The 22,183-nt window shown below is 55.2% G+C and carries 14 protein-coding genes, 1 tRNA gene and 1 pseudogene; 7 read left to right on the top strand and 9 right to left on the bottom strand.

What is annotated here, in order from left to right; translation table 11 throughout:
* Positions 1–6 precede the first annotated feature (6 nt).
* The 5 genes and pseudogenes from AB1E33_RS22260 to AB1E33_RS22240 form a co-directional block, all read right to left on the bottom strand.
* On the bottom strand, positions 7–3,441 hold the full coding sequence (locus tag AB1E33_RS22260; RefSeq protein WP_372579447.1) for a DUF6603 domain-containing protein: 3,435 nt from the start codon (positions 3,439–3,441) through the stop codon (positions 7–9).
* Positions 3,438–5,558, bottom strand: a complete 2,121-nt coding sequence (locus AB1E33_RS22255) for a glycoside hydrolase domain-containing protein (protein ID WP_372579446.1) — start codon at positions 5,556–5,558, stop codon at positions 3,438–3,440. Before AB1E33_RS22255 ends, AB1E33_RS22260 begins: the two co-directional genes overlap by 4 nt.
* A gap of 401 nt (positions 5,559–5,959) precedes the next feature.
* Positions 5,960–6,208, bottom strand: a pseudogene (locus tag AB1E33_RS22250) (IS5/IS1182 family transposase); the annotation flags it as partial.
* A gap of 148 nt (positions 6,209–6,356) precedes the next feature.
* A protein-coding gene (locus AB1E33_RS22245; protein ID WP_372579445.1) for an IS6 family transposase occupies positions 6,357–7,036 on the bottom strand; the annotation gives its coding sequence in 2 pieces (ribosomal slippage) (positions 6,357–6,454 and positions 6,454–7,036; 681 coding nt in all).
* Positions 7,037–7,200: 164 nt separating this feature from the next.
* Positions 7,201–12,132 (bottom strand): calcium-binding protein, encoded by a 4,932-nt coding sequence (locus AB1E33_RS22240; protein ID WP_372579444.1) that lies wholly within the window; start codon positions 12,130–12,132, stop codon positions 7,201–7,203.
* Between the two features lie 753 nt (positions 12,133–12,885).
* Between AB1E33_RS22240 and AB1E33_RS22235 the strand changes: the two genes are divergently transcribed.
* The 6 genes from AB1E33_RS22235 (at position 12,886) to AB1E33_RS22210 (ending at position 17,236) form a co-directional block, all read left to right on the top strand.
* Positions 12,886–14,073 carry a site-specific integrase gene (locus tag AB1E33_RS22235; RefSeq protein WP_372579443.1) on the top strand — a complete coding sequence of 396 codons (1,188 nt, stop codon included), beginning with the start codon at positions 12,886–12,888 and terminating at the stop codon, positions 14,071–14,073.
* Between the two features lie 317 nt (positions 14,074–14,390).
* Positions 14,391–14,639 (top strand): helix-turn-helix transcriptional regulator, encoded by a 249-nt coding sequence (locus AB1E33_RS22230; protein ID WP_372579442.1) that lies wholly within the window; start codon positions 14,391–14,393, stop codon positions 14,637–14,639.
* A 124-nt stretch (positions 14,640–14,763) separates the two neighbouring features.
* Complete coding sequence (locus AB1E33_RS22225; protein ID WP_372579441.1) at positions 14,764–14,982, top strand: hypothetical protein; 219 nt, start codon at positions 14,764–14,766, stop codon at positions 14,980–14,982.
* Between the two features lie 176 nt (positions 14,983–15,158).
* Positions 15,159–16,307 (top strand): hypothetical protein, encoded by a 1,149-nt coding sequence (locus tag AB1E33_RS22220; protein WP_372579440.1) that lies wholly within the window; start codon positions 15,159–15,161, stop codon positions 16,305–16,307.
* A 50-nt stretch (positions 16,308–16,357) separates the two neighbouring features.
* Positions 16,358–16,597, top strand: a complete 240-nt coding sequence (locus AB1E33_RS22215; RefSeq protein WP_372579439.1) for a hypothetical protein — start codon at positions 16,358–16,360, stop codon at positions 16,595–16,597.
* A gap of 75 nt (positions 16,598–16,672) precedes the next feature.
* The gene (locus AB1E33_RS22210) at positions 16,673–17,236 is read left to right on the top strand and encodes a hypothetical protein (protein WP_372579438.1); all 564 of its coding nucleotides are present in this window, start codon (positions 16,673–16,675) and stop codon (positions 17,234–17,236) included.
* Between the two features lie 302 nt (positions 17,237–17,538).
* On the opposite strand, the gene AB1E33_RS22205 is transcribed toward AB1E33_RS22210, so the two are convergent.
* Complete coding sequence (locus AB1E33_RS22205) at positions 17,539–17,997, bottom strand: tetratricopeptide repeat protein (RefSeq protein WP_372579437.1); 459 nt, start codon at positions 17,995–17,997, stop codon at positions 17,539–17,541.
* Positions 17,998–18,889: 892 nt separating this feature from the next.
* On the opposite strand from AB1E33_RS22205, the gene AB1E33_RS22200 reads away from it, so the two are divergent.
* Positions 18,890–19,732, top strand: a complete 843-nt coding sequence (locus tag AB1E33_RS22200) for a hypothetical protein (protein ID WP_372579436.1) — start codon at positions 18,890–18,892, stop codon at positions 19,730–19,732.
* A gap of 306 nt (positions 19,733–20,038) precedes the next feature.
* Here AB1E33_RS22200 and AB1E33_RS22195 read toward each other — a convergent pair whose 3' ends face one another.
* From AB1E33_RS22195 to AB1E33_RS22185, 3 genes are all read right to left on the bottom strand, one after another.
* Complete coding sequence (locus AB1E33_RS22195) at positions 20,039–20,983, bottom strand: aminotransferase class IV (protein WP_372579435.1); 945 nt, start codon at positions 20,981–20,983, stop codon at positions 20,039–20,041.
* A 249-nt stretch (positions 20,984–21,232) separates the two neighbouring features.
* Positions 21,233–21,604 (bottom strand): hypothetical protein, encoded by a 372-nt coding sequence (locus AB1E33_RS22190; RefSeq protein WP_372579434.1) that lies wholly within the window; start codon positions 21,602–21,604, stop codon positions 21,233–21,235.
* A gap of 436 nt (positions 21,605–22,040) precedes the next feature.
* Positions 22,041–22,117, bottom strand: a tRNA-Met gene (locus AB1E33_RS22185).
* Positions 22,118–22,183: the final 66 nt, after the last annotated feature.

Here is a 22,183-nt window from a genome sequence, read left to right as displayed (position 1 = left end):
TCCCTCTTACGCTGCTATGTAACTGGCGACCGGTATGTCACCCGCCGTTTCCCGTTGCACGGTCAGGCTTGGGCTTGCAGCGTCAGCTTCCCGGATCAGTTTGCTTAGGCTGTCGCCCCGAGTGACCTTCGATTGGAGGCCAGCCACCACGTCCTCTGTCACAAACGATGTCTGGGCCACCGTCACCGGCGCCGATGAAGCAAGTTGCGCCTTCTGCGCTGTCATCCCGCGCAGGTCGCGGTGCAGCGTTCCGGCAGCCACCCTGGTAAACGTTGCCGACGACAGCGCCGCCTGGTGAACGCGTGCGGGTTGGTCGCTGTCATGGAGCGGTATTTCAATGATTTCATACGCATATTCATCCTCGACCAATGCCGGACCGCTAACCATTGCGTCGTCAGAGAACTGAAAACCCGCCTTGTGGAATTCAAAGACCGGGTCCGACAGCCGCTGCGCGTCGCTGATCGAAAAGAAGTGACCGCGGACAAATTCCGTCTCTGCCGGCACCATGTCCAGCGCGGTACCGTTGTTCAGCACGCGAATATCGACCTCCGCCGGACCGGACACATCTGCCTCGCCGATTTTCTGCAGGGTAATCTGCAACGGCACGGCCGATTGCATGAACCGAAGGCCGCCCAGCGGGTCGACGGGTTTGTTCTCATCCGCCAGGGTGCGGAAGCTCACCGCAGGCCCTGCGCCCGACTGCTCGACCGGCTGAAACCCTTCGGAGCGCTCCACTGCGTCGCGCAACAGATCAACGGCGCTGGCCACAAAGGTTTCGATGGTCTCGCGCTGACCCCAGCGATGCTCCACCGCGAAACGCACCTTGATGCCCAGGACTTTCACCCAGACCTCGCCGTTGATGTACCAGGTGTTGGGTCCGTGCAGCTCGATCGAGAAGTAGAGGCTGGCCTTGTCCTTGCCATCGACCAGAATGCGCAGACTGCCGCGCAGCGAAACCTGGAAGCTGAACGGGTTGAAATAGATCAGCGCATCGAAAGCCACATACCCGTCGGCCGCCACCCGACCCAACAGCGGCACCTTGGGACCTTGCGCGTACATATCCGCCCGGGCGCCCACCTGCAGGGAGTTATATGTCGTCGCCTGGTAGGCCGAAAACGTCAAACGCGGGTTGTTACCGCCAAAGCTGATCGACAGCCGCGCCAGATCTGGCAGGTTGTCAGGCTTGGGATAGTCCGGGTGCAGACCCCCGAAACTTGCCACCTGCTTGATGTTCTTGCCCCAACCGGTGCGGATCGCCACGTCGCCGTCCACTGCGAACGTCAGCACACGGGACCCTTCCAGTGTCGCGTCAAAGTCAATGGTGCCGGCGGTGAAGTCGATCTCGCCCATGAACTGCAGCTTGAGCGATACCAGGACCTTGTCCTCGTCCGGCAGGATCATCGACACCCCGCCCAGGATCACGATCCGAACGTCCTGACCGAACTCCAGAAGCACGCCCATGGTGATATGGATGAGGCTCGGCTGCCCCCAACTGATCCGCACACAGGGGCCCACGATGTGCTGGCCTTCCTCTGCCGGCATGATTAGCGCCATGTCGTCCAGGATTTGTCCCGCACTTTCGACTGGGTCCGGCGGGAACAGCAACCCGTCCAGCCGTCCGTCGAACAACACCTCGCGCATCGCGTCGGTGTCGATGGTACGGTTGATGCCGATAAAGCCGCCGACTCCGGTGAGGAAAAACCCAAACGCCAACGGCACTGTGAATTCGGCAAAGATCGACCCGACAAAGCTGAAACCCGGTTCGCCTTCGGGCATCTGAGTGGTCAGGATCGCGAAGGCGGAAAAGCCGAAATTCTCGAACTGAAGCGCCATCGCGCCGCGGTATTCGTGATCGGAAACCGAGATATACCCGCCGCCGGTGATGGGATCAGCGTTCAGTGACAGCGCATAGCCGGATGGTGGCTGAAATCCAAAGTCGATCTGTGCCGAACCTAGGTTGCCCGGATCAGCGGTGCTGCGCGGCGTGACAGTGGCCTTGACACCAACGCCTTCCGCTCCGGCAAAGAGCGGCCCCAGCTGCAGCGATCCATCGACCGTTGCCGTCATCACCGTGGCTTGCTCGGTCAGATCGCCATAAAGCGAGATGTTGACCTGATCGAGTGTCAGCACGTTGGCGAGGGTCTTGTCGATGGGAATGACAAAGCTCAGGCCCAAACCGCCGCTGATCTCGAGCCCGCTTTTGCTGCTCCAATTCAGGCCTGCCTCGAAGGGGATTTCCAGCTCGATCGCTTCTAGAATCTTGTTGAGCAGACCGTCGCCTTCGCCCGCGCCGAGATATATGACAGCTTCCTCAATCTCCCCGTGCAGGGTGAATTCGGGATCGTTCAGCGCGCCGGCAATACCCAAACCGAGACCCGCGCCCCCCAATTCCAGCCGAGTGGCCTCGGGTCTGCCCAGGACAAGGATCGGCGCGTCGACCGTGTCCCAGACGATGTCGGCGATGACATTGATGTCGGTGCGGCTGCTCAGCATGCGAACACCGTCCGGTGAGACCCCGACTCGCAACGGAGCGGTCGCAAAGTCACCTGCCAGCGCCAGTGTCACCGGGCTGTCGTTGTCGGGGATGCCGATACTGGCCGCTGCGCCGCCGAAGACCGTCGGCGACAGGGCAAAACCGGTTGGCGCGCCGCTTGGCTGGCTGTCCGGAGGCAACGGTGTCATCAGGATCGCAGGTTTGATCTGGGTTCCATCGCCGGGCCGAAAGGTGATCGGTGGCATGGCCGTCAGCAGTTTCATGTCAATGGCATGCGGGTTATCCGCCGTCACCTCCGGACGCAGCACGTCCGGACCGGCGCGGCTGACGCTCGCGGTTGCCCCCAGTCCACTCAGCGCGCCTTCAAGGGCATCGAGGAAAGTCGCGTGATCAAAAGTGCCGCCCCAGCCATAGACTTCAGGCAAGATCTGGTCAGGGGCCGAAAGCGCGCGCGCGAGCGCGCCCCAATCGACTATGCGCTTGTCATAGACTAGGCGTCCGGTTGTGGCATCCGCTGGCTCCGGCTTGCGCTGCAGGACACCGAGGAATGTCAGAATGCCGAAGAAGCCTGGGGTTTCCTCGGCCAGGCCTTCGAAGAGCAGGAGGGCAAGAACATCCTCAGGTAGGCTTTGCCAGAATGCGGCCTCGTCAAACGGATGGTCCATTTGGCCCATGGGCGGCAGGTCGCCCAGATTGTGCAGCGCCGCCACTGCGCTTTGCAGAGCAACCATCTGACCCTCACCGTCGCTGACGGCATCAGAAAGCCCATCCACAGCGGAGCCGACCGCCGTAAAGCGGCCCAAAACCGCGTCGTCAATTGCAGCGGCCCGCCAGCCGAAGTCATCCAGGAAAGCGCGCAACGAAGTGGTGCTTTGCACAGCGTCCGACAACGGCGACAAAATCCGCGAAGCCAGCGCCAGCATATCGTCCAAGAACTGGTCGCTCATGCCGCGCCACCCACACCATCACCCGGCAGCAGCGGAATTGCGACCGAGGCTGGCTCCCAGCCGCCGGGGTTGCCCCAGGCGACATTGATGTCGCACCAGGATGCAGCTTCATCGTCCTGCGGGAAAGGCGGTGCAGCCAGAACCGCGTTTTTTGGCCAAGTCCAGAATCCGGTGGGGCCGGCGGAGGCCAGCCGGATTTGCCAGAGGTTCGCCTGCGGCCAGGCACGAAGGCCAGGAGATGTGAAGAACCAGCGGTCGGCCTGGTTTCCTGATTTGGGAACCCCAACCGGACGTCCAAAGGTATGGGCCATGGACTGCCAGAAATGCGTCGCCAACCCAGCGCGGTAGACCGCGTGGAGAACCTTCACAGGCGCATAGGCTCCGATGTAATAGGGCAGGGCACCGTCCTGGACGATGTAGTCGCGAAAATAGACCCGGCGGATCGTGCGATAGAATCCAAGCACCGCAGCGAAGTCGGGCCCGATTTTGCTGAGGACGTTTCCGGCATCATCTTTGAGCCATTCCGCCTCCTTCCAATTGTCGCCGTCAACGTCGACATCGACCGCAAAATAGATTGGAGTAAATGGAGGTTGGCCAACTGCCATGGCATTTTCAAAGGCTTGGCGCATGGAGCTTTCTCTCATCCGGTGCGCAGGATCAGCCGAGCCCAGCGGGTCAGCGGCTTGTTGGTACAAGCTCACCACCTGTAGGCCACCCGCAGCGATGTCCTTGGCTTCCTGAGCGGACAAGTCAGGCCCGCCCCTTGGCGGTAAATACCGGCCCGTGAACGTTGGTTTATGAACGATCGGGTCATGCTCGAAATCGGTGCCGCCATCGGAGTTTTCGCGTGGGGTCCGAGCCGTGAAGACGTCTTGCAGGAAGCGTATCTCCACTTCTGTGTCACTGGCACGCTCGTAGTCCGCCCGGCTCGCCGGGTCGAGATGGTCCAATCCGATCTGCGTGGGCGGCGTGTTGATGTCTTCCGACGCAATGTTGGTATCGGTGAACCAAAAGACGTTTGGCACGCCATCGGACCTGGTGAAATTGTAATCCCCCTCCGGCTCCGGCCCGTTGATCTGATAGCTTTTCTGTGGGCGCAAAGCCCAGTCCAACGGGTCCGGACCGTCAGTGACCGGTGGCGACTCATCAATCGTCACGAGCCTAAGCATGTCGATCTCGTTGTCGGTCAGGGCCGGATCATCCGTCGGAATGGTGTCCAGAGCGCAATCCCAGACGCGCCGGAAATGCACTGGCAAGTCCGTGGTACTGCTGAACCATCCGATTGACATCAGCGGAACGACCTCCGCCGCCTCCGGCATTCTGCGCGCCCAGATGCTGATGGGCGCGGGCTGAAGCCAGGTTTTGATCGGGCGGTTGTCCTCCTGCCCGTCCTCTGGCTCAGGTCCGACCGGTCCTTCGGTTGCAAGTGCGCCTAGGGCGTTGCGGACAGCGGTCTCTGGCCAATAGGTGTCCGTCACGCCGTCCGGTGCGGTGCCATAGAGTTCGAAGTCGCAAATGATCCCTGGATAAAACGGATGGGCCGTTGACTCGGCAGAATCTAAATAGCCGTAATTCATGACTGCCTTTGACCAGTGCCTCCAATAGTGAGGCGAAAGCTTCCCCGGCGCTGTTTCCAGATAGACGACCAGTGTGTTTCCCTGTGCGATCAGGTCGCCGACCTTCAAAGCCGCCGCGATGGCATTTAGGGTAGATTCGGCCTCGAGCTTCGCCAGAATTCTGGCGTCGCGCCCGGTGGCCGCCTGCCACTTTGCATTCGCGCGCTGGATGGGAAAAATCTTTTCGGGGACTTCCGCGTCACCTCCCTCTCCGTGGGCCCAGAGGCAAAACGCCTCATCAACGGCGACCTCGTCATCGGTAGCATGGCCGTGAAAGTAGCGTCCGGCGAACGCCGCCATGTCGCTGCTGGTCATGAACGGCGGAAGGACAAACCAATTGATCTCGCGGTTGCCTTGCGTCTTGTCATCAAGCAGATCGAGCTCCGCCGCAAACCCCGGCGTCGGATTGGTGCCCGCAAAACCCGGGATTGCGGCGTCGCCCTCATACATCATCTGCAGCTTGTTTAGATGGGCGCGGCCTGTCGTAATTCCGTAGCGCATCGCGAGTTCACTTCTAGGCTAGATTCATATGTACATCCGGAACAGCGGTTTCGAACCCGATCCGCTCAACTAAAATCTACTGTTAGAAACCCGGCTTTTTCAAAGCTCTAGACCTAGTGTCGAGGCTCTCGTATTTGCTTGTATATTTCAACGCTGCGCTCGCATGGCCCCGATTTCAGCGCTTTCTTGCCTGCGCGTCTCCTTCCCAGCGCTGCGGAGGGACATTAAAGAAGCAGCCGTTCGCGAGGCACAGAAACGGAAGGCCAACACTGCGGAATCCTGGCGCATGGATGGGACCTTATCTCAAGGTTCGTTGGGAGTGGATTTACCTATATGGTGTCGTAGATGGCTTTGTTGCACAAATCGCGGCGTGAACGCACTTCCCCTTTGCCCGGACGGACTTAGCCTACGGCTTCAGTGACAGGTATGCCAAGAGCGGTGTAGCGGTTGAGCACCGCGACACGGACTTGGATTTCCGCGACCTGTCGGTCGAAATCTCGGGCCATGAGGCCTTGGCCAAGCAGTTTGACGCAGTTCATCTTTGTCTCTGCGCGGCTTCGGCGGTGAAATCCTGTCAGCCGCCGCCACTGCGCTCGCCCAAGATATTTGCAGGCTCGTAGCGCTTCGTTCCGCGCGACAGCACCCGCGGTGGGTAGTGTCGCAAAGTTTCAGATTTCGGTTGCTTTGCCGGGCGAGCCAAGCCAGACCCGCCGCCTTCCCGAGGCTCATTCAGGATCAAAGAGTGGCTTTGTCGCAAATTTTTTCATGGATCAGAGCGACTGATCTGTCTGGACGGATTTATCCCGCGAGCTCAGCAAACTGACGAAAGCCACACTTCAGCTGGCCAAGCTGCCCCTTGCGTATCATGTTGGCGGCCTCGATCCCGGCAAGTGTCGCTGCACGGAGGCGAAGCTTTTGAACCCCAACATCGGTGTCGTGAGCCTTTTGATGAAACGGTGATCCTGTTCTATCATGTTGTTGAGATACTTTGATCTGACGGTGTCGATCTTTACAGGTATCCGCAGCCGCTTGAAGATCTTGTTGACCTCTTTGGTCCCGGCCGCATTGCTTCTGCTTTTGTCAATGGTGATCCGTTTCGGGATACCATTGTTGTACAGAGCATTGGCGAAGAATTTCTTTGCAGCCTTCGTGTCTCGCTTCTCGGAAAGCATGAAATCAAGGGTTTGCCCGTCGCGATCTACCGCACGATACAGATACACCCATTCGCCACGGACTTTGATATACGTCTCATCCATACGCCAAGATTCGGCGGTGTTGGCCTTCCGTTTCTGTGCCTCGCGAGCGGCCTCGGGTGAGTATTTCACGACCCAGCGGTTCAGAGTAGAATGATCAACCGACACACCACGTTCTGCCATGATCTCTTCCAGGTCGCGGTATGAGACGCCATAGCGAACGTAGAAATAGACTGCGAACAGGATCACAGATTGTGGGTAGTGCGCACCTTTGAAGTCGATCATCGGACACTCCTAGACGTTGTCACAGACAAACCACCAGTTGGATCAAACCGCGCGAAGGTGCAACATGCCGGCCAAAGTTTGCGACAAAGCCCCTGATCTATCGTCAGCATCGTCAGCAACACCAAACGCTGACGATGCTGACGATCAAATGTAGAGTTCTGAAGTCAGAAGATGAAGTCTCCCGCGTCGAGCGTTCCGGCGCCGGTGCCGACCAGCGTCATGGTGTTGCCCGCCCCGTCGGCGATCACCGCATCCACCGGTCCCGACAGGTGGTTGGCCTGTAGGTCGGCGAAATCCGTGATCGCGGCGACGCCGGAAAGATCGATCCGGTCTCCCGGACCGAAACCGATCACCTGGTCGGCGCCTGCCGAGAACACCAGCACATCCGCATCCGCCCCGCCGCGCAGCGTGTCGTTGCCGCCGCCGCCATTGAGCAGATCCGTCCCGTTGCCGCCCCAGAGCTCATCATTGCCCGCCGCACCCAGCACCGTGTCGGCCCCGTTCGCGCCATAGGCCACATCATTGTCCTCGCCCAGCCACAGCTCGTCACTGCCGCCGCCGCCGGCCAGCGTGTCATTGCCCGCCCCGCCAAAGGCGGTGTCGTTGCCGGTACCGCCCCAGATCCGGTCATTGCCGTTGCCGCCGCCCAGCTCGTCATTGTTGCCGCCGCCGCCCAGCGTGTCATTGCCCTCGCCGCCATAGGCGGTGTCATTGCCGGTGCTGCCCCAGAGCTGGTCCTGCCCGACGGCCCCGAGCAGCAGATCCGCGCCCGCGCCGCCGCCCAGCGTGTCATTGCCGGTCTCGCCCAGCAACTCGTCATTGCCATCGCCGCCATAGACCTCGTCATTGCCCTCTTCGCCCAGCAGCGTGTCATTGCCGCCGCGCCCGTTGAGCGTGTCGTTACCGCCGCGCCCCTCAAGCTGCTCGCCGACCCCGTCCTGGCCGGTGATCGTGTCATCGCCATCGCGCGAGCCGTGCACCTCTTCGACATTGCTGATCGTGTGGGTAAAGGCCTCACCCCGCCACATGCCCGTCGCCGTCCCGGTCTGCAGGTTGACATTGACCACCTCGACCTCATTGCGGTCATAGCGCAGCAGGTCGAACCCACCACCCCCATCAACCGTGTCATCGCCGGCCTCAAGAATGAATTCGTTGTCATGGTCGTTGCCCAGCACCGAGTCCGAGAGCATCGTTGTGTGTACCGAGTTCAGGTTTTCGACACCGGTTATCATGTCTATATTGCCATGCCCGTCATCGCTGACTGTGCCGGTGGTCAGGTTGACTGTAACGCCGTTGGTGATTTGCCAGTCGCTAAATCTCAGCCTTAAATAGCCGTCGCTTGGGTTCAGGTTAAAAATGTCATTGCCCGCATATGTCCGGATGACGATGAAACCTCCGGCCCCTGCCGTGACCGTATAGGTGTCGTCGTGGACGGTGCCATCGATCACAAGACCACCGATTTCGGTCGGAAGCGGCACGCTCACATCCACCAGCTTGGCCGAGCCATTGGCACCCTTGTCGATGAACCCGGTATTTGCGGTGCCGTTGATCCAGACCGTGACACCCGCATCCAGATCCCAGAGTGCGATGGAACCCTGACCGGTGACCATGTCGGAGAAGACGATCGTGTCCTGACCCGTACCGGGCCGGATCGCATCCACGTCGGAATTGTCGCCCGGGTTGAGATAGTCGTTCCCGGAACCGCCAACGATTATGTCGTTTCCAAGCCCGCCGCGAAGCGTGTCATTGCCATCGCCGCCATACAGTTCGTTGTCGTGAGGGCTACCGATCAAGAGATCGTCTCCCACACCGCTTTCTGCGTTTTCGATCACACTGCCCGGCGCAATGGCCAAGTTGAGACGCAACCCGGCAATGCTCGAAAACTCACCTTCACGCAGATCGATGACCTGGTCTGCGTCGGTGTCATAAAATGAGAACCAGTCAATACCGCCGCTATCCTGAACCGTAAAGAAACGCGGCACATCTTCATGGCTGACCTTGACGTCGCCCGACTGCCACCAGAACACATACTCGGTATCGCCGGGATTGCGGACAGGGTCCGGACCATAGAGCGCATTGATTGCTTCGACATCTGCGACTTGCGGAGAAAGGATATAGGCATTGGTTCCCGGCGCGTATTCATGGTCGCCTGGAAAGAAATACGACATGATTGTATATTGAGTGCTGTCATTGAGAAACAGGTTATCAACGCCATATGTCGCTGTGAAATTGTAGTTTCCGGGGTGGCCCAATCCCAGTGCATGCCCAATTTCGTGCAAATAGACTTCAAATGCAAACCCCCACGGCTGAAGTGGGTCGCCGGCGGATATGCTCGAATGTACGTTGATATAGGCAGTATCAATATAGGGTCCGGCAAGATCAAAGTCGGCGTGGGCACCTTGCTCTTCATCGTCAAAAACGATCTGTGCATTCGCGGCAGTTTCGACAAACACCAGACCCGAGGCTTCGGACCACGCATCCAAGGCCGCGCGCGCGAAATAGGCACCCTTTGCGTCCAGATCCGCGACTGAATAGGTGATTTGCCTGGAAGCGTCGATATCAAAACTGCGCCGCGCCCCTCCGATACTCTCCCAATACCCATCGGTGAGTTGTTCAGCGAATTGTTCTACGGTCGCTCCATCTAGATTGCCATATTTCACCAAATCGCTCAAATCGCCGAAGTCCCAGACTGTTCCGTCTGAAAACCGCACCTCGTCGATTCGATAGGATCTGCTCCAGAAGTGGTTTTCGATCTCGATAGTATCACCACTTACATGAACTAATATCAGATCGTCGCCGTCGCGACGCGCAGTTATATCAATGGCAGTAATGCCTGAACTAAATTTTATCTTATCCGAATCCTCAGGAAGAAAATCATTATCGTTATTGTAAATCGTGTCCTGACCCCAGCCGAGTTCAAATAAATACTGATCACCCCCATCGCCACCGCCTAACTCGTCATTCCCATTACCGCCGCGCAAAGTGTCTTTGCCGTCATGACCAAAGATCGTATCATCGTCATCACCCCCATCTAGAGAATCGTTGCCGCCGAAACCCAAAATGCGATCATCTCCCTGAAGACCCCGCAAATAATCTCGAGAATCAACGCCACGGAGGATGTCGTCGGAATTTGTTTCGACATTTGTCAGAAGCTGCAGGTCATCCAGGTCCCAGACATTTCCATTTTCGAACCAGACTTTGTCGATCTGCTGGGAGCTTGTCTGAAAGTGGTTTCTGATCGTTACGCTATCGCCGTCGACATGGGTCAAGACCAAATCACCACCGACCCACTGACCTTTAATGTCGTTGGCACGTATTCCAGCGCCAAATTTGATCCCATCGGGACTGTTAGCGCCCCCTCCGGTATTGTAAATTATGTCCTGACCCCACCCAAGATCAAATACATACAGGTCTTCGCCACCGCCGCCGCCGCTTAGATAGTCATTTCCGGTGCCTCCGCTCAGAGTGTCACTTCCGTCATTACCAAATATGCTGTCGTCGCCCGCCCCCCCGTCCAAGAGGTCATCACCACGATTGCCAGTGATTCTGTCATCTCCTTGTAGGCCTAATAAGGTGTCACCGGAATTGGTGCCGACGAGTTCGTCTGCCAACTCTGTCCCTGCATTGGAGAGCACCTGTAATTCGTCGGGATCCCAGATTGATCCATCTGAAAATTGGACGTCAAATCGTCTCGCAACATCAAAATAGCCCGAAATAAGAATACTATCACCATTGACATGGGTTAGAAGCAAATCATTGAACCCAATTCTGCTTGCACCAAAGTCTTCAACTTCAATACCCGCACCAAATTCAATCTTACTAGCAGTACTTAAGATCGGACTTCCGATCGTGTCCTGCCCCCAGCCATAGTAAAAAATGAAGGTGTTGGATCCTTCGCCACCGTTTAAGTAGTCGTCTCCGGCACCACCCCCAAGACTATCATCTCCGTCATAGCCTAATATCGTGTCATTTCCCGAGAAACCGAATATGGTGTCGTCAACATCCAAGCCAATCAGGAAATCATCCCCTTCGGTCGCGGTATTCGCTAAAGTTTGTAATTGATCGAGGTTCCAAACTGTGCCGTCATCGAACCTTACCTCAGCAATTGGTTGGCGTTTCTGCGATTGTGAGTAATGCTCGCTAAACTCCAGCGTGTCGCCGTTCGCGTGTGTCAGTATCAGATGCGTACCAGCTCTCCGAACGCTGATATCGTTGGATGTAACACCCGATCCGAACTGAACTGTGTCTTGGGGCAGATTACCGGCGAAGACCACGGGCAAATATCCGATTCGATCATGCCCCCAGCCAGCGTAAAAAACAAAAAGATCGTCGCCTTGGCCGCCCTCTAAGTAATCATCCCCAGAGCCACCGCGCAATGTGTCATTACCTTCGCCGGCAATGAGCGAATCATCGCCGCTGCCGCCAGCCAGTTCGTCATTTCCTCCATTTCCCAGGATACTGTCATTTCCCTGAAGGCCGGATAATGTGTCATCAGAATTGAACCCAGTCAGGATATCGTCCGATTCAGTTCCCGTATTCGCCAGTGCCTGCAACTCGTCTGTTTCCCAGACCGTGCCATCGGCGAACCTCACCTCGGCAATTGGGTTGTGGTATCTATGAAATTGGTCGATGAATTTCAAACTATCGCCATTAGCGTGCGTCATGATCAAGTCATCACCGACTCTGCGCGCGCTCAAGTCGCGGGCCTCAACACCCGTTCCAAATTGAATCGCATCTTGAGCCTGTGGACTGCCCTGAAACACCCGGTCAGTTTTAATTGCATCCCGCCCCCAGCCTAGGTCGAAAAAGTACAGGTCCTCGCCATCACCGCCGCCCAGGGTATCATCCCCGAATCCGCCCCGTAGGGTGTCATCGCCGTCATGGCCATAGATGTAGTCATCGCCGGCGCCCCCAACCAGAATGTCACTGCCGTCAAAGCCATAGATAAGGTCGTCATCTACGCCTCCATCAAGGCTGTCACCGCCATCTGTGCCGCGCAAAGTATCGTTGCCAGCGAGACCCAGCAGCGTATTTCCCGCCGCATCCGCTGTGAGATCATCTGCACCTTCCGTGCCCGAAACCACCAATCCGCTCATTTTGCCTGCCCCCAAACGGCCCTTCGGGCCGAATTCGCTTCATCAATCATGTGTTTTCTTACTCTTAGAACTGGTCAAGGAGCTTTGTTTTACCGCAACCGTTCAGGTCTAATTCCGATCTTCCCCAATTGAACACAATCCTAATCTGTCTTCGAATGCAACGCTCAACCGGCGCACTGCATCTAATCTTAATTCTAAATGGACCAGGGTTTCCGCTCACGAACAGGTGCCGCTCAAAAGGTAGATTTGGTTCGTGCTTCGCATGAGATCAGATACCGCCTGAATCGGATGATCTCAGATATTTCTGATCAAGCGTTCGCGCTTAAACCAAGAGGTATACGAAAGCCAAGGGCAGTAACGCGTGTGTGTCATCACACTCGCCTAAGCGACATAGCTAAGTGGAGTTCTGCTCTTTCAATGCAGAGCGTAGTCCACCCCCAAACGTAGCACAGTTGTAGCACCGTGCGTTTGGGCAGAAACGCAAGAAGCGCCCCGCGGGGCACTAAGTGCTTGTATGTGTTTTGTAAAGTTGGTTGCGGGAGTAGGATTTGAACCTACGACCTTCAGGTTATGAGATAGCCTAAGCGGGGTCGCACGGGTTACGCCTGATTTTGCCCACTTACCCTATCTTATTGTAATCGCTTATCTTTCCTTGACGGCGGCTGCGCCCAGCTTCTACGCCTTACTCCATGATTTGCTTCCAGTTGCTTCCACAATGCTTCCACGGGGCGAAAGAAGGGAAAGGAATGAGCCATGCCAAAACTGACCAAACGCATTGTCGAAGCGCTGCCAATTGAGGCTAAAGACTACTTTGTCTGGGACAGTCAGATTGCCGGGTTTGGCGTGCGAGTAATGCCATCGGGGGCCAGAACCTATCAGGCGCAATATCGCAAAGGCGGGCGCACGCGGCGTGTCTCGATTGGGCGGCATGGCAAGATCACCGTGGACGAGGCGCACAAGCTGGCAAAAGAAATCATGGGCGACGTGGCAAAGGGTGAAAACCCCGCCGAAGAGATCGCCCAGCACCGCCGCGCGCCAACCGTTGCCGCGCTTTGTGAGCGGTTCTTTGACAGCCATGTCAAGGAACGCTGCAAGCCCTCCACGCAGGGCGAGTATCGCCGCGCCATCGATCTCTTTATCAACCCTGCGTTGGGCAGTTTTAAAGTGGTGGATGTGGAACGGAAAGACATTGCCGATCTGCATCATAAGTTCCGGGACAAACCTTATCAGGCGAACCGGACACTTGGGGTCTTGTCCAAGATGTTCAATCTGGCGGAAATCTGGGGCTTGCGGCCTGATGGGTCTAACCCGTGCCGCCATGTGCCGAAATACCGCGAGGTGAAACGCGAACGCTTCCTGAGCCAGCATGAATTGCAGCGCTTGGGGCAGGTCTTGGCGGAAGTGGAACGCAATGGCACGGAAACACCCTTTGTTGTTGCCGCCTTCCGCCTGTTGATCCTGACCGGCTGCCGCTTGGGGGAAATCCAGACCCTGAAATGGGAATACATCACCCCGCACGGCATGGAATTGCCGGACAGCAAGACCGGTGCGCGGCGCATTCCCTTGCCGCAAGCCGCGCGCGATGTTCTGGCCGCCCTGCCCCGCACACCCGGCAATCCTTACGTGATCGAAGGCAAGCTTGAGCGGAAATACGCAACCGATCTTCAACACCCATGGCGGCGCATTCGCGATCAAGCCCGGTTATCAGATGTACGCATTCACGATCTTAGGCACACTTATGCGTCCAATGCGGTGTCTTCCGGCATGCCGATACAGATGGTCGGGCGATTGCTGGGTCACACGCAGTTACAGACCACGATGCGTTACGCACACCTAGCCGATGATCCGGTTCGGCAGGCGGCAGAGAAAAACGCGGAAATGCTCGGAAATGCGCTGAATGTAACTGAGAATGACGCCCGTAAGTTCCGTGTGGTTTCCTGACATTTCCGCACATCTTGGAACCTTCGTTGAGGTCACGAACCCTAACGAAAGGTTCTTTCTGAATGTAGTGGCAATCCGAGTTGGTCGGATTTCGGACCGCAAATGTCCTCACTTCTAACATTCCGCCAATCTGCTCTGTCGCGAGAATCAGAGTGAAGCTGATCGCACAACAACCGGGTCAAGGGGGAACCAGCGCATCGCGATAGAACAAAAGGTAATGCAATGTAATGTAACGTAACCACTTGTAATCTTAACATTTAGTTCGGCTTCGCGCATCACTAGGTCATCGAAAGTTCCAAACCCGGAAGGAAATCTAAATGACCAAGGCGCTATCCAACACTGAAACACAGAACAGTCCAGCCAACGACCATCTCGACGGCTTCATTGATGAGACAATGGCAGCGAAATTGCTCTGCCAAAGCGTGCGCACCTTGCAAAAATGGCGCGTGACCGGCTTCGGCCCGAAATTCTACAAACCGGGCCGTTCCGTCCGTTATCGCCGCCGCGATCTGAACGAATGGGCCGAAACCCGCTGCCACAGCAACACCAGCTATAGCGGGCTTTGAGTTTTGCCCGTGCGGGGCTGGCAGCGCCGTGCGGGATTTTGGGGCCGGATGGCTCTTTGGGGCGCGGGCGAAACGGTCCCGCGCCCTTCCCACACCAACGAACAACTCGAAAGAGGTAATGAAAATGGCAAACCAGCCAGCACATAAATTCAAGATCGGCCTACTGACGGCCACCATCTGGGACAATGACGGTTTCTATTCCATCGACCTGTCCCGGGCCTACAAATCCGATACCGGAGAATGGCGGAACACTAATAGCTTCCATCACTCAGACCTGCTCAACCTGGCTAAATGCGCGGAGCGCGCCGAAATCTGGATTGGCCGTCAGGTAAATGCCAAGTGATGGCAGCGCCGGGCGTCCGCGCCCGGCCCCAAAACACAAGCTGCCCCGCCGGAGGCACAGGTTCCGGCACATGACCAAACATTCCCTCAAATCTCACATGCAATGGCGGCACTGCCGCAAAGAGGGGGGTCTTGTAACACCCCCCTCCACGAATACGAAAGCGTAGGCCAGAGTAGATGGACGCACCAATCCTATATTTCGGCTTTGATGGGCTCAAATTCACCATTCAGGCCGATATCCCGGAGGCCTTCCGCGAAGAACTAGCCTCCGCCAAGAAACACGCACAAGAGACCCATGGGGAGTGCGTCTTGCAGCTTGGTCCAATTGCCCTGAATGTCACCAACAAGGGCGCACGTGGATTTACCGCCCATACCGGTGATCACGGAGCGGTCTGGCTGTTCCAAGACCCTCAGGACCGTATTCCCAACAATCCCGGTATCACAGTGGATTTCCGCGCCTTCGGTCTGGCAACAGGCGGCCTTGAGGGGGCGGAGAAACACTTCCGTACCTGCATGGACGCTTTCCGGATCAACTATGTTGAAACGCAGCTGCGCGTGGCGCGTGCGGATTTTGCCGTCGATCTGCTGGCCCCATGGTTCGAACCGGATCGTGAGGCTCTAGTCGTGCCGCCCGGAACCAAGGTCACGGAATACACTGGCGTCGATGAGACTGCGACCGTTTCAAGCGGGGCGCGCGTTGTTGGCCTGCGTGCCGGTGCCGTCGCCAATCGACAGTTGGCCATCTATGACAAACGCGGCGAGATCATCCAACAGAACAAGATGGGCTGGCTGACGATCTGGAACGCTTCACTCGCAGCTATTGGGAGGCCACCCCTCGATCTGAGCGACCGGGCAACAAGCCAAGTCTGGCGCTTTGAGATGCGTCTTGGCTCCAAGCAACTCCGCAACAAGTTCGAAATGAGAAGCTGGCAAGACGTGCATGATACGATCGGAGACGCATTTACAGACGCTCTGAGACGCATCCGCTATTGCATGCCCACCACCGACAGCAACCGCGCCCGCTGGCCCACCCACCAACTCTGGCAGCAATTCGAGGCCGTGATTGGCAATGACCTCTTGCACAACTGCGCGGGCGTTCTGCCCAGCGAAGTCATCCAAGCCAACCGCACCGCCAAGATGCGGGAACTGGATGCGCAACTCTCCGGGCTTTTCGTTACGCGAGCGGCGATATCCGACGTATCTGCGGACGATTTTGATGACTTCTTGGAACGGCACGTTGAAGCGTTGGCACGGATTGCGAGGGAGCATGCCTCGCCGATTGCAGATCGGCTGTCCAAGGTTCGAGCAAGATATAGGCTACTCTGACAACAACAATGATCACCTGATGGAGCCATCGTTCGCGACTGTCGGAGCCAATGGCGGTTATGCGCAGATTCCAGACTTTGCAAAGCCAGCCGTTTGACCCGATCCGCCACAATTTCATGCTGCGGTGCCGCCCTCAGGAGCAGACGTTCGCCGCAAGTGCAGCATGCTTGCCCGGTCAACTGGCGGCAATGCGGACAATGCTGCCATTCCTGGCAAGCTACCTGAAACTATTCGAAGATGGGCAATTGATGAGCCATCAAGACCAGCTTGCAAAACTCAATGGCATGTGACTTGTTGCGCCTGATCGGCGGCTCTACTTACCAAAGTGTAACTCCGAACCTGACAATAAGTAGTGGCTATATCTCGTGCTAAATAAAATTCGATCAAGCTTAGTGGTTGCTCTGACCATTGCACTCCTCCCGATTGGTGCATCTGGGAATACGAGCGCAAATTTTCCGGAATACGCTTGGCAGGAGCATCCAAGTTGCGCCTTGATATGGAAACTGGGCGACTATGAATCCAACGAAATCGTCTGCAATGAAGATTTTCACATACTAACGCGAAACTTCAAAGGCGGCGTTCATTTTGAAACAGTTATGAAGGGGCATGTATCCGGGAACCTTCCGGACGAACACGTGGAAGTACCCGAAAGTATACCGCCGGAAATTGTAGACTTGTTTGAGGATATGAGAAAGTGCCGTGATTCCGATAGCTGCAGTATTAGTGAAGAAGTAGCCTTTCAATTCAGCTCGGTTGACCTAGATGAAACAGCATGGATTTTGTACCCGTTGGGTAAAAACGTAGGCGGTCCAGTTGTTTATTTTTTTAGATCTGCGGGAAAATTGATAGCAATTAGCGGTACCAAAAATCTACCCTGGGTTCATGACGACCTTGGTATATTTGAATTTTTCATTATTGAGTTGGTGTGAGAATGGCTTGCTTGTTGATCTGTCATTTTGGGCTCGAAGCGGACCTCGGGCCACGCTAGACTGCGCAGCCGGTGAGTCCAACAAAGAGAATTCTACCGCGCCCGACTTCCTCGGTGCGCGGAGATAGGGGTAGGTGCATGATGGGAGCTCTGGCCTACCCCACAATCCAACAAAGGAACGAAGGGCGGCTGTGCGGACTAAGCAGACCTGCGCGACAAAAGCGAAGCAGCCGCCTCAAAGAACGCTTTCAGAACCAGTCGTTGTTGCAGTTGGGAGAAGAAATTAGACCGACTGATAGAGGGCTACTCACCATCGGTCAAAAGTGAATTCCATAGAATTGTGGGCTGACGCGCATCGAACTCTTGTATCCTTGATTGAAGCTCTTGTTCCCAGGGACCCGGCTTTGCCCGCGCAGCCTCTATTGCTCGTTCAAAGGCGGTCAGAGCTTCTTCTTCGCGCCCAATTTGCGATAGGGCGATCCCGCGCTCAAGGTGGATTGCAGCACTTCTTGCAAACATAAGAGGCAAAAAGTCTAACCAAGTGCGTGTAGCCAGTGAAATGTTGCAATAGCGAAGCTTCTTGCTCCCTTCGTAGTTATCATTCCTGCATGCCATGGCCATCGAGTCGGATAGCAGGCCCAATGGCAAGAGGAGCAAAAACGAAAAAACAATCCAGACGCGAACTGCCCTCCCAAACCGCTTGGAAATAGCAGCAATCCACTTCCACCTTAGCGAGGCGGCATTCTCTGATGATGTACTCATACCGGTTGTTAGCAAAGAGGATTGCTCTTGGGAACGATGTCGCTAACCAAAGTCAACACTTCCATGACACCGAATACCGATTGTGGCATAGGTCAAAGGAATGTTGTTAAGGGCTCACAGCCGTCATCTGACAACTTCTGTCAGGCATCAATGGCCTCCCAACGCGCCAGAGGTCGGCTGTGCGGACAAAGCGCATAGTCATTTGAGTCGATTGGCTACCAGTTTTGTGCATTACGTTGCATAAGAACCGCAAAAGGCTGGCGATTGGTTCAAAGAAGATGTGGGCAGTATCTCTTATATGTTTCGAACATGTGGCACTTGGCCAAGGAGCTCAACGCTGCTTTGGTCTTTGCAGCCTGTATTGTCATGTCTTTCCTACTGTTTTTTCTGCTGGCCTGTCTCCACCAAGCGCAGCTCTTAGGGATTATAGGATTTGTCATTTTGACAACCATACCTAGTCTCGTATTTTTACTTGGCTTCTTCCGCGTTCTTCATGCATTTTCTGTAGTATTCCGGAAGTAAGCGATGGGCTGCTAAGGGCTCACAGCCGCCTTGCGGCAGCGCAGCACCCGATTTTTTGACTGCTGAGCGCCATCCCCGGTTTTCTGAAATCTTCAGATGACCGTGGGCAGCCCTTTGCTGCCATTGGTGTATCTGCCACTGATAGGCTATTCGGTCCAAAATTCGGAGCAAGTACGTGTCAAACTCAGTACCTAGTGCAGAAGCGCGGTCACTCGTAAGGCAAGCCTTAGAGAACGCTGCGGATCAACGCCGTTTTGAATCTCGACGGAACGCGTGTCCATTACTCACCAAGCTGGGGTGTTTGCCATCATGTCTCGACGGAATTCTGATCGACAGTGGCCCGTCGGTCTTTCACAGCTTGGCGTTTCGAATGGCGACGTACAACGGGGAGAGTTTATTCCGTCGATGGGAGCAACTTTTGTCGCAAGCTTATGAAGCTGAAGGCTGGGAATGCGAGTACTCAAATTGGAATTCTGAGCAAGACCATTGGGCTAAGAAATGGAATAAATTTAATCAGTTTTTGTGGATGCTGCAATGCTATGAGTATTTTGCCGACAAAGGTGGCAATGTATCATTCCCATACTCGAAGACAAAGGCAAAGCCAGACATCCATGTGAAGTATGGCGATGGTTCGGAACTTTATGTTGAATGCTATCACTACACGAAGTGGTGGGGAACCGAACAGTTGGTTGAAGGCCTACTATCTGCTTTGGACCAGAATTTGCATATCGAACGCATGCACAATCTCACATACGATAACAACCGTTTTGCTGATAACCCCGATGAAGCTGTTATAGAAGTGTTGGCTAAGCTGCGCGGGCACCTGAATCCAGACAGGCTCGCAGACCTAAGAGAGCAAGCGCGCATCGAAACACCTGTTGAAGTATGCGAACTCGGAGAATTTGTCGTGCTTCTTGATGGGTCCGGCACCTATTCCGCTCGGCCCAACAGGCACGGCGACCCAAACGATTCCTGGCCCGTGTTCAGAGATGAGATTTTGCGCAGCAAATTTGAAAGTAACGGTTTGCCAAATCACAAACCAAACCTTTTGTTGGTCAACTGTTTAGGAACAGATTTTCAGACTAGTTTGAATGAAAACTCTGAGGTTTCAAGTCTGCCGTCGTCATTAGACGAAGTCTGGTTTTGCACATGTGGTATTGACGATAAAATAGAGACAAGTCGTCGGTTGAGGGTTCATAAGCCAAGTTGTTAGGTCTTCATTGTCTGCAACTTTACAAAGCCCGCTATCTGCGCACTGCTGTCGTCGGTACAGCTTGCAGCAAGAGTGACGGTGCATGTAAGGCCGTGAATGTCCGCTTCTATCTGCCTGAGCATGTGACCTCGCAAGCGCAGCGAACCAAAATTTTCTGCCCGAGGTTCTGGAGAGTCATGTCTGCTTTTGGGCTGAGACCGGTCACAGAAAAGCTCTGTTTTGGTCCGCTATTTTGGCGTGTCTTGCCGGGGTCCGTCTTGCAGAAAAGCTTCAGTTTTTCCGAGCCAACCAGACACCGACTGAAGGCTATTTGTCATCCAAGTATCTGACAACCATCCTTTTGTTCTCTTCTTTGTGCAGTTCCCAATAACTCATGGTAATCTGATTTGTGATTTGGCCGGGGGTTCCAGAACCGATGCTTTGTCCATTCACTTTGGTCACTGGCATGATCCCACCGGCAGTTGAAGATATGAAAATCTCGTCTGCACCTAAGAGTTGGTCTTGAGGTATGTCGACGGCTGAGCAGTCGATTTCTAGGTTCGTGCAAATGTCGAAGACCGTTTGACGTGTGATCCCGAGAAGCACACCGAACCTTGGTGTTAAAACTCTTCCATTGATGACGGCAAAAATATTGAACCCGGGTCCTTCAGACACGTTACCATTTTCATCAATGAGGATAGCCGTGTCAGCACCGCGGTCGTAGGCCTCATAGAGGCCTTTCACCAGATCCAACCAATGATAGTTCTTCACTGTCGGATCGACTGACTTTGGAGGAATGCGCACCAAGGATGATATTGCTGCATTTAGTCCATGCTTCATCTGCTCTGGATTGGCCACCGATCCAAACGGGATTGCGAACGCGATGAACTGGTTGACGGCATGACGTGGATCCCGGCTGAATGTTGGAGACATGCCGCGCGTACAGATAAACTCGACGTATGAGTTCTTTAATCCGGATAGTGCGACGCAGTTGTGCAGTATCTCGATGACCTGGCCTCGATCATACTCAATCGACATATGCAGCTTTTCCAAACCTGCGAAGAACCGATCAAGGTGATTTTCTAGTCGAAAGAAGGCTCCGTTCCAAACATGAACTACATCATACGTTGCGTCGGAATGAAGCAACCCATAGTCCAGCACCGAAATCTTGGCTTCAGAAATCGGCAAATACTGCCCGTCCAGGAAAGCCACGCCTGGAGGATATGTTTTAGGGTCTGTGTAATGCTCGGAGAGGCTGGGTAGTACATTCATAATGTGAAAGCTACCGGAGTAGGGACTGCAATCGCAATGTCTGTTTTGGGCTGCCCACGGTCATCTGAAGATGCCAGAAAACCGGGGATGGCGCTCAGCAGTGAAAAATCGGGTGCTGCGCTGCAGCGAGGCGGCTATGAGCCCATTTAACTGGATGCTGCGTTCGTTACAAATGTCAGCTATGCGCAGAATTCGGAGACTTTAATGCTCTCTAAATTAGGAAATTTGGACGGGCTATTTTCCGCGTTACTAATACATCCTTTCGCGGCGGTATGCCTCTGGATCATCGACAACATCAATATGTGCCTCTTGATAATCAATCATTGCGAACATGAAAGATTCAATTTCCGGCTGCTCTCCGAATTTAACAATGAGCTGGGATGCACCAAGGCGTGCATACGAGATGATCCCCATGCACGCCCGCTGCATTATTACGTCATCGCTAAATCCTGACTCACGCTCATGCACCGCTCTTTGTTCAAATTCTTTCTCTAGGTCTGAGAAGTTGATCCCCAGCTCCGTCAGCGCGGTTTTGAAGAGACGGCGATCAACACCCATTTCCAGGGACAACCGGTCCATAAACTTATCGCTCGAACGGAAATTTTTGAAAAACTTCAACATAGGTTTACACTTATCTGTGTCTCAAGCGCGGCTCAACCAATCGTCTACTGGAAAAATGCGTAGAAGAACAGGTGCGTTTGGATTGAGCGGCTCCGCGCAACAGTAGCGACAGGCGACCGGAATCCCTAAAATCGGTCGCTCGGCAATTCCAACGTAATGCTCCGCTCTAAACCGCTATGCCATTCCCGCAATGGAAGCTTAGGGCTGGGAGCGGGCACCACGTGTTCCGATACAAAGGTCCGCTCCGTCCGCGAAGCCGACCTTGATGTTACTTCGCTGGGGAAGAGATCGCAGTAGGTGCTCGGCAATGCCTGTTGCGTTTCCGCCACGGCCTGACTTCGCCCTTGTTGCTTCCACAGTGCTTCCAGTTGGTTTGGGGCAAATGGAGACACCGCCCTTGGGCGGTGCGTAACGTGTTGTATATGTTTGTTTAAGTTGGTTGCGGGAGTAGGATTTGAACCTACGACCTTCAGGTTATGAGCCTGACGAGCTACCGGGCTGCTCCATCCCGCGACACTTTATGTGACCTATCGCTTACGCTACTTGAGGTCTTTGATTGGTCTACCGGCTGTTGGGCTG

The organism is Ruegeria hyattellae (assembly GCF_041537925.1).
Lineage (GTDB): Bacteria > Pseudomonadota > Alphaproteobacteria > Rhodobacterales > Rhodobacteraceae > Ruegeria_C.
Note: the sequence above shows the minus strand (reverse complement) of the source record. Positions and strands in the feature narration are given on the sequence as shown.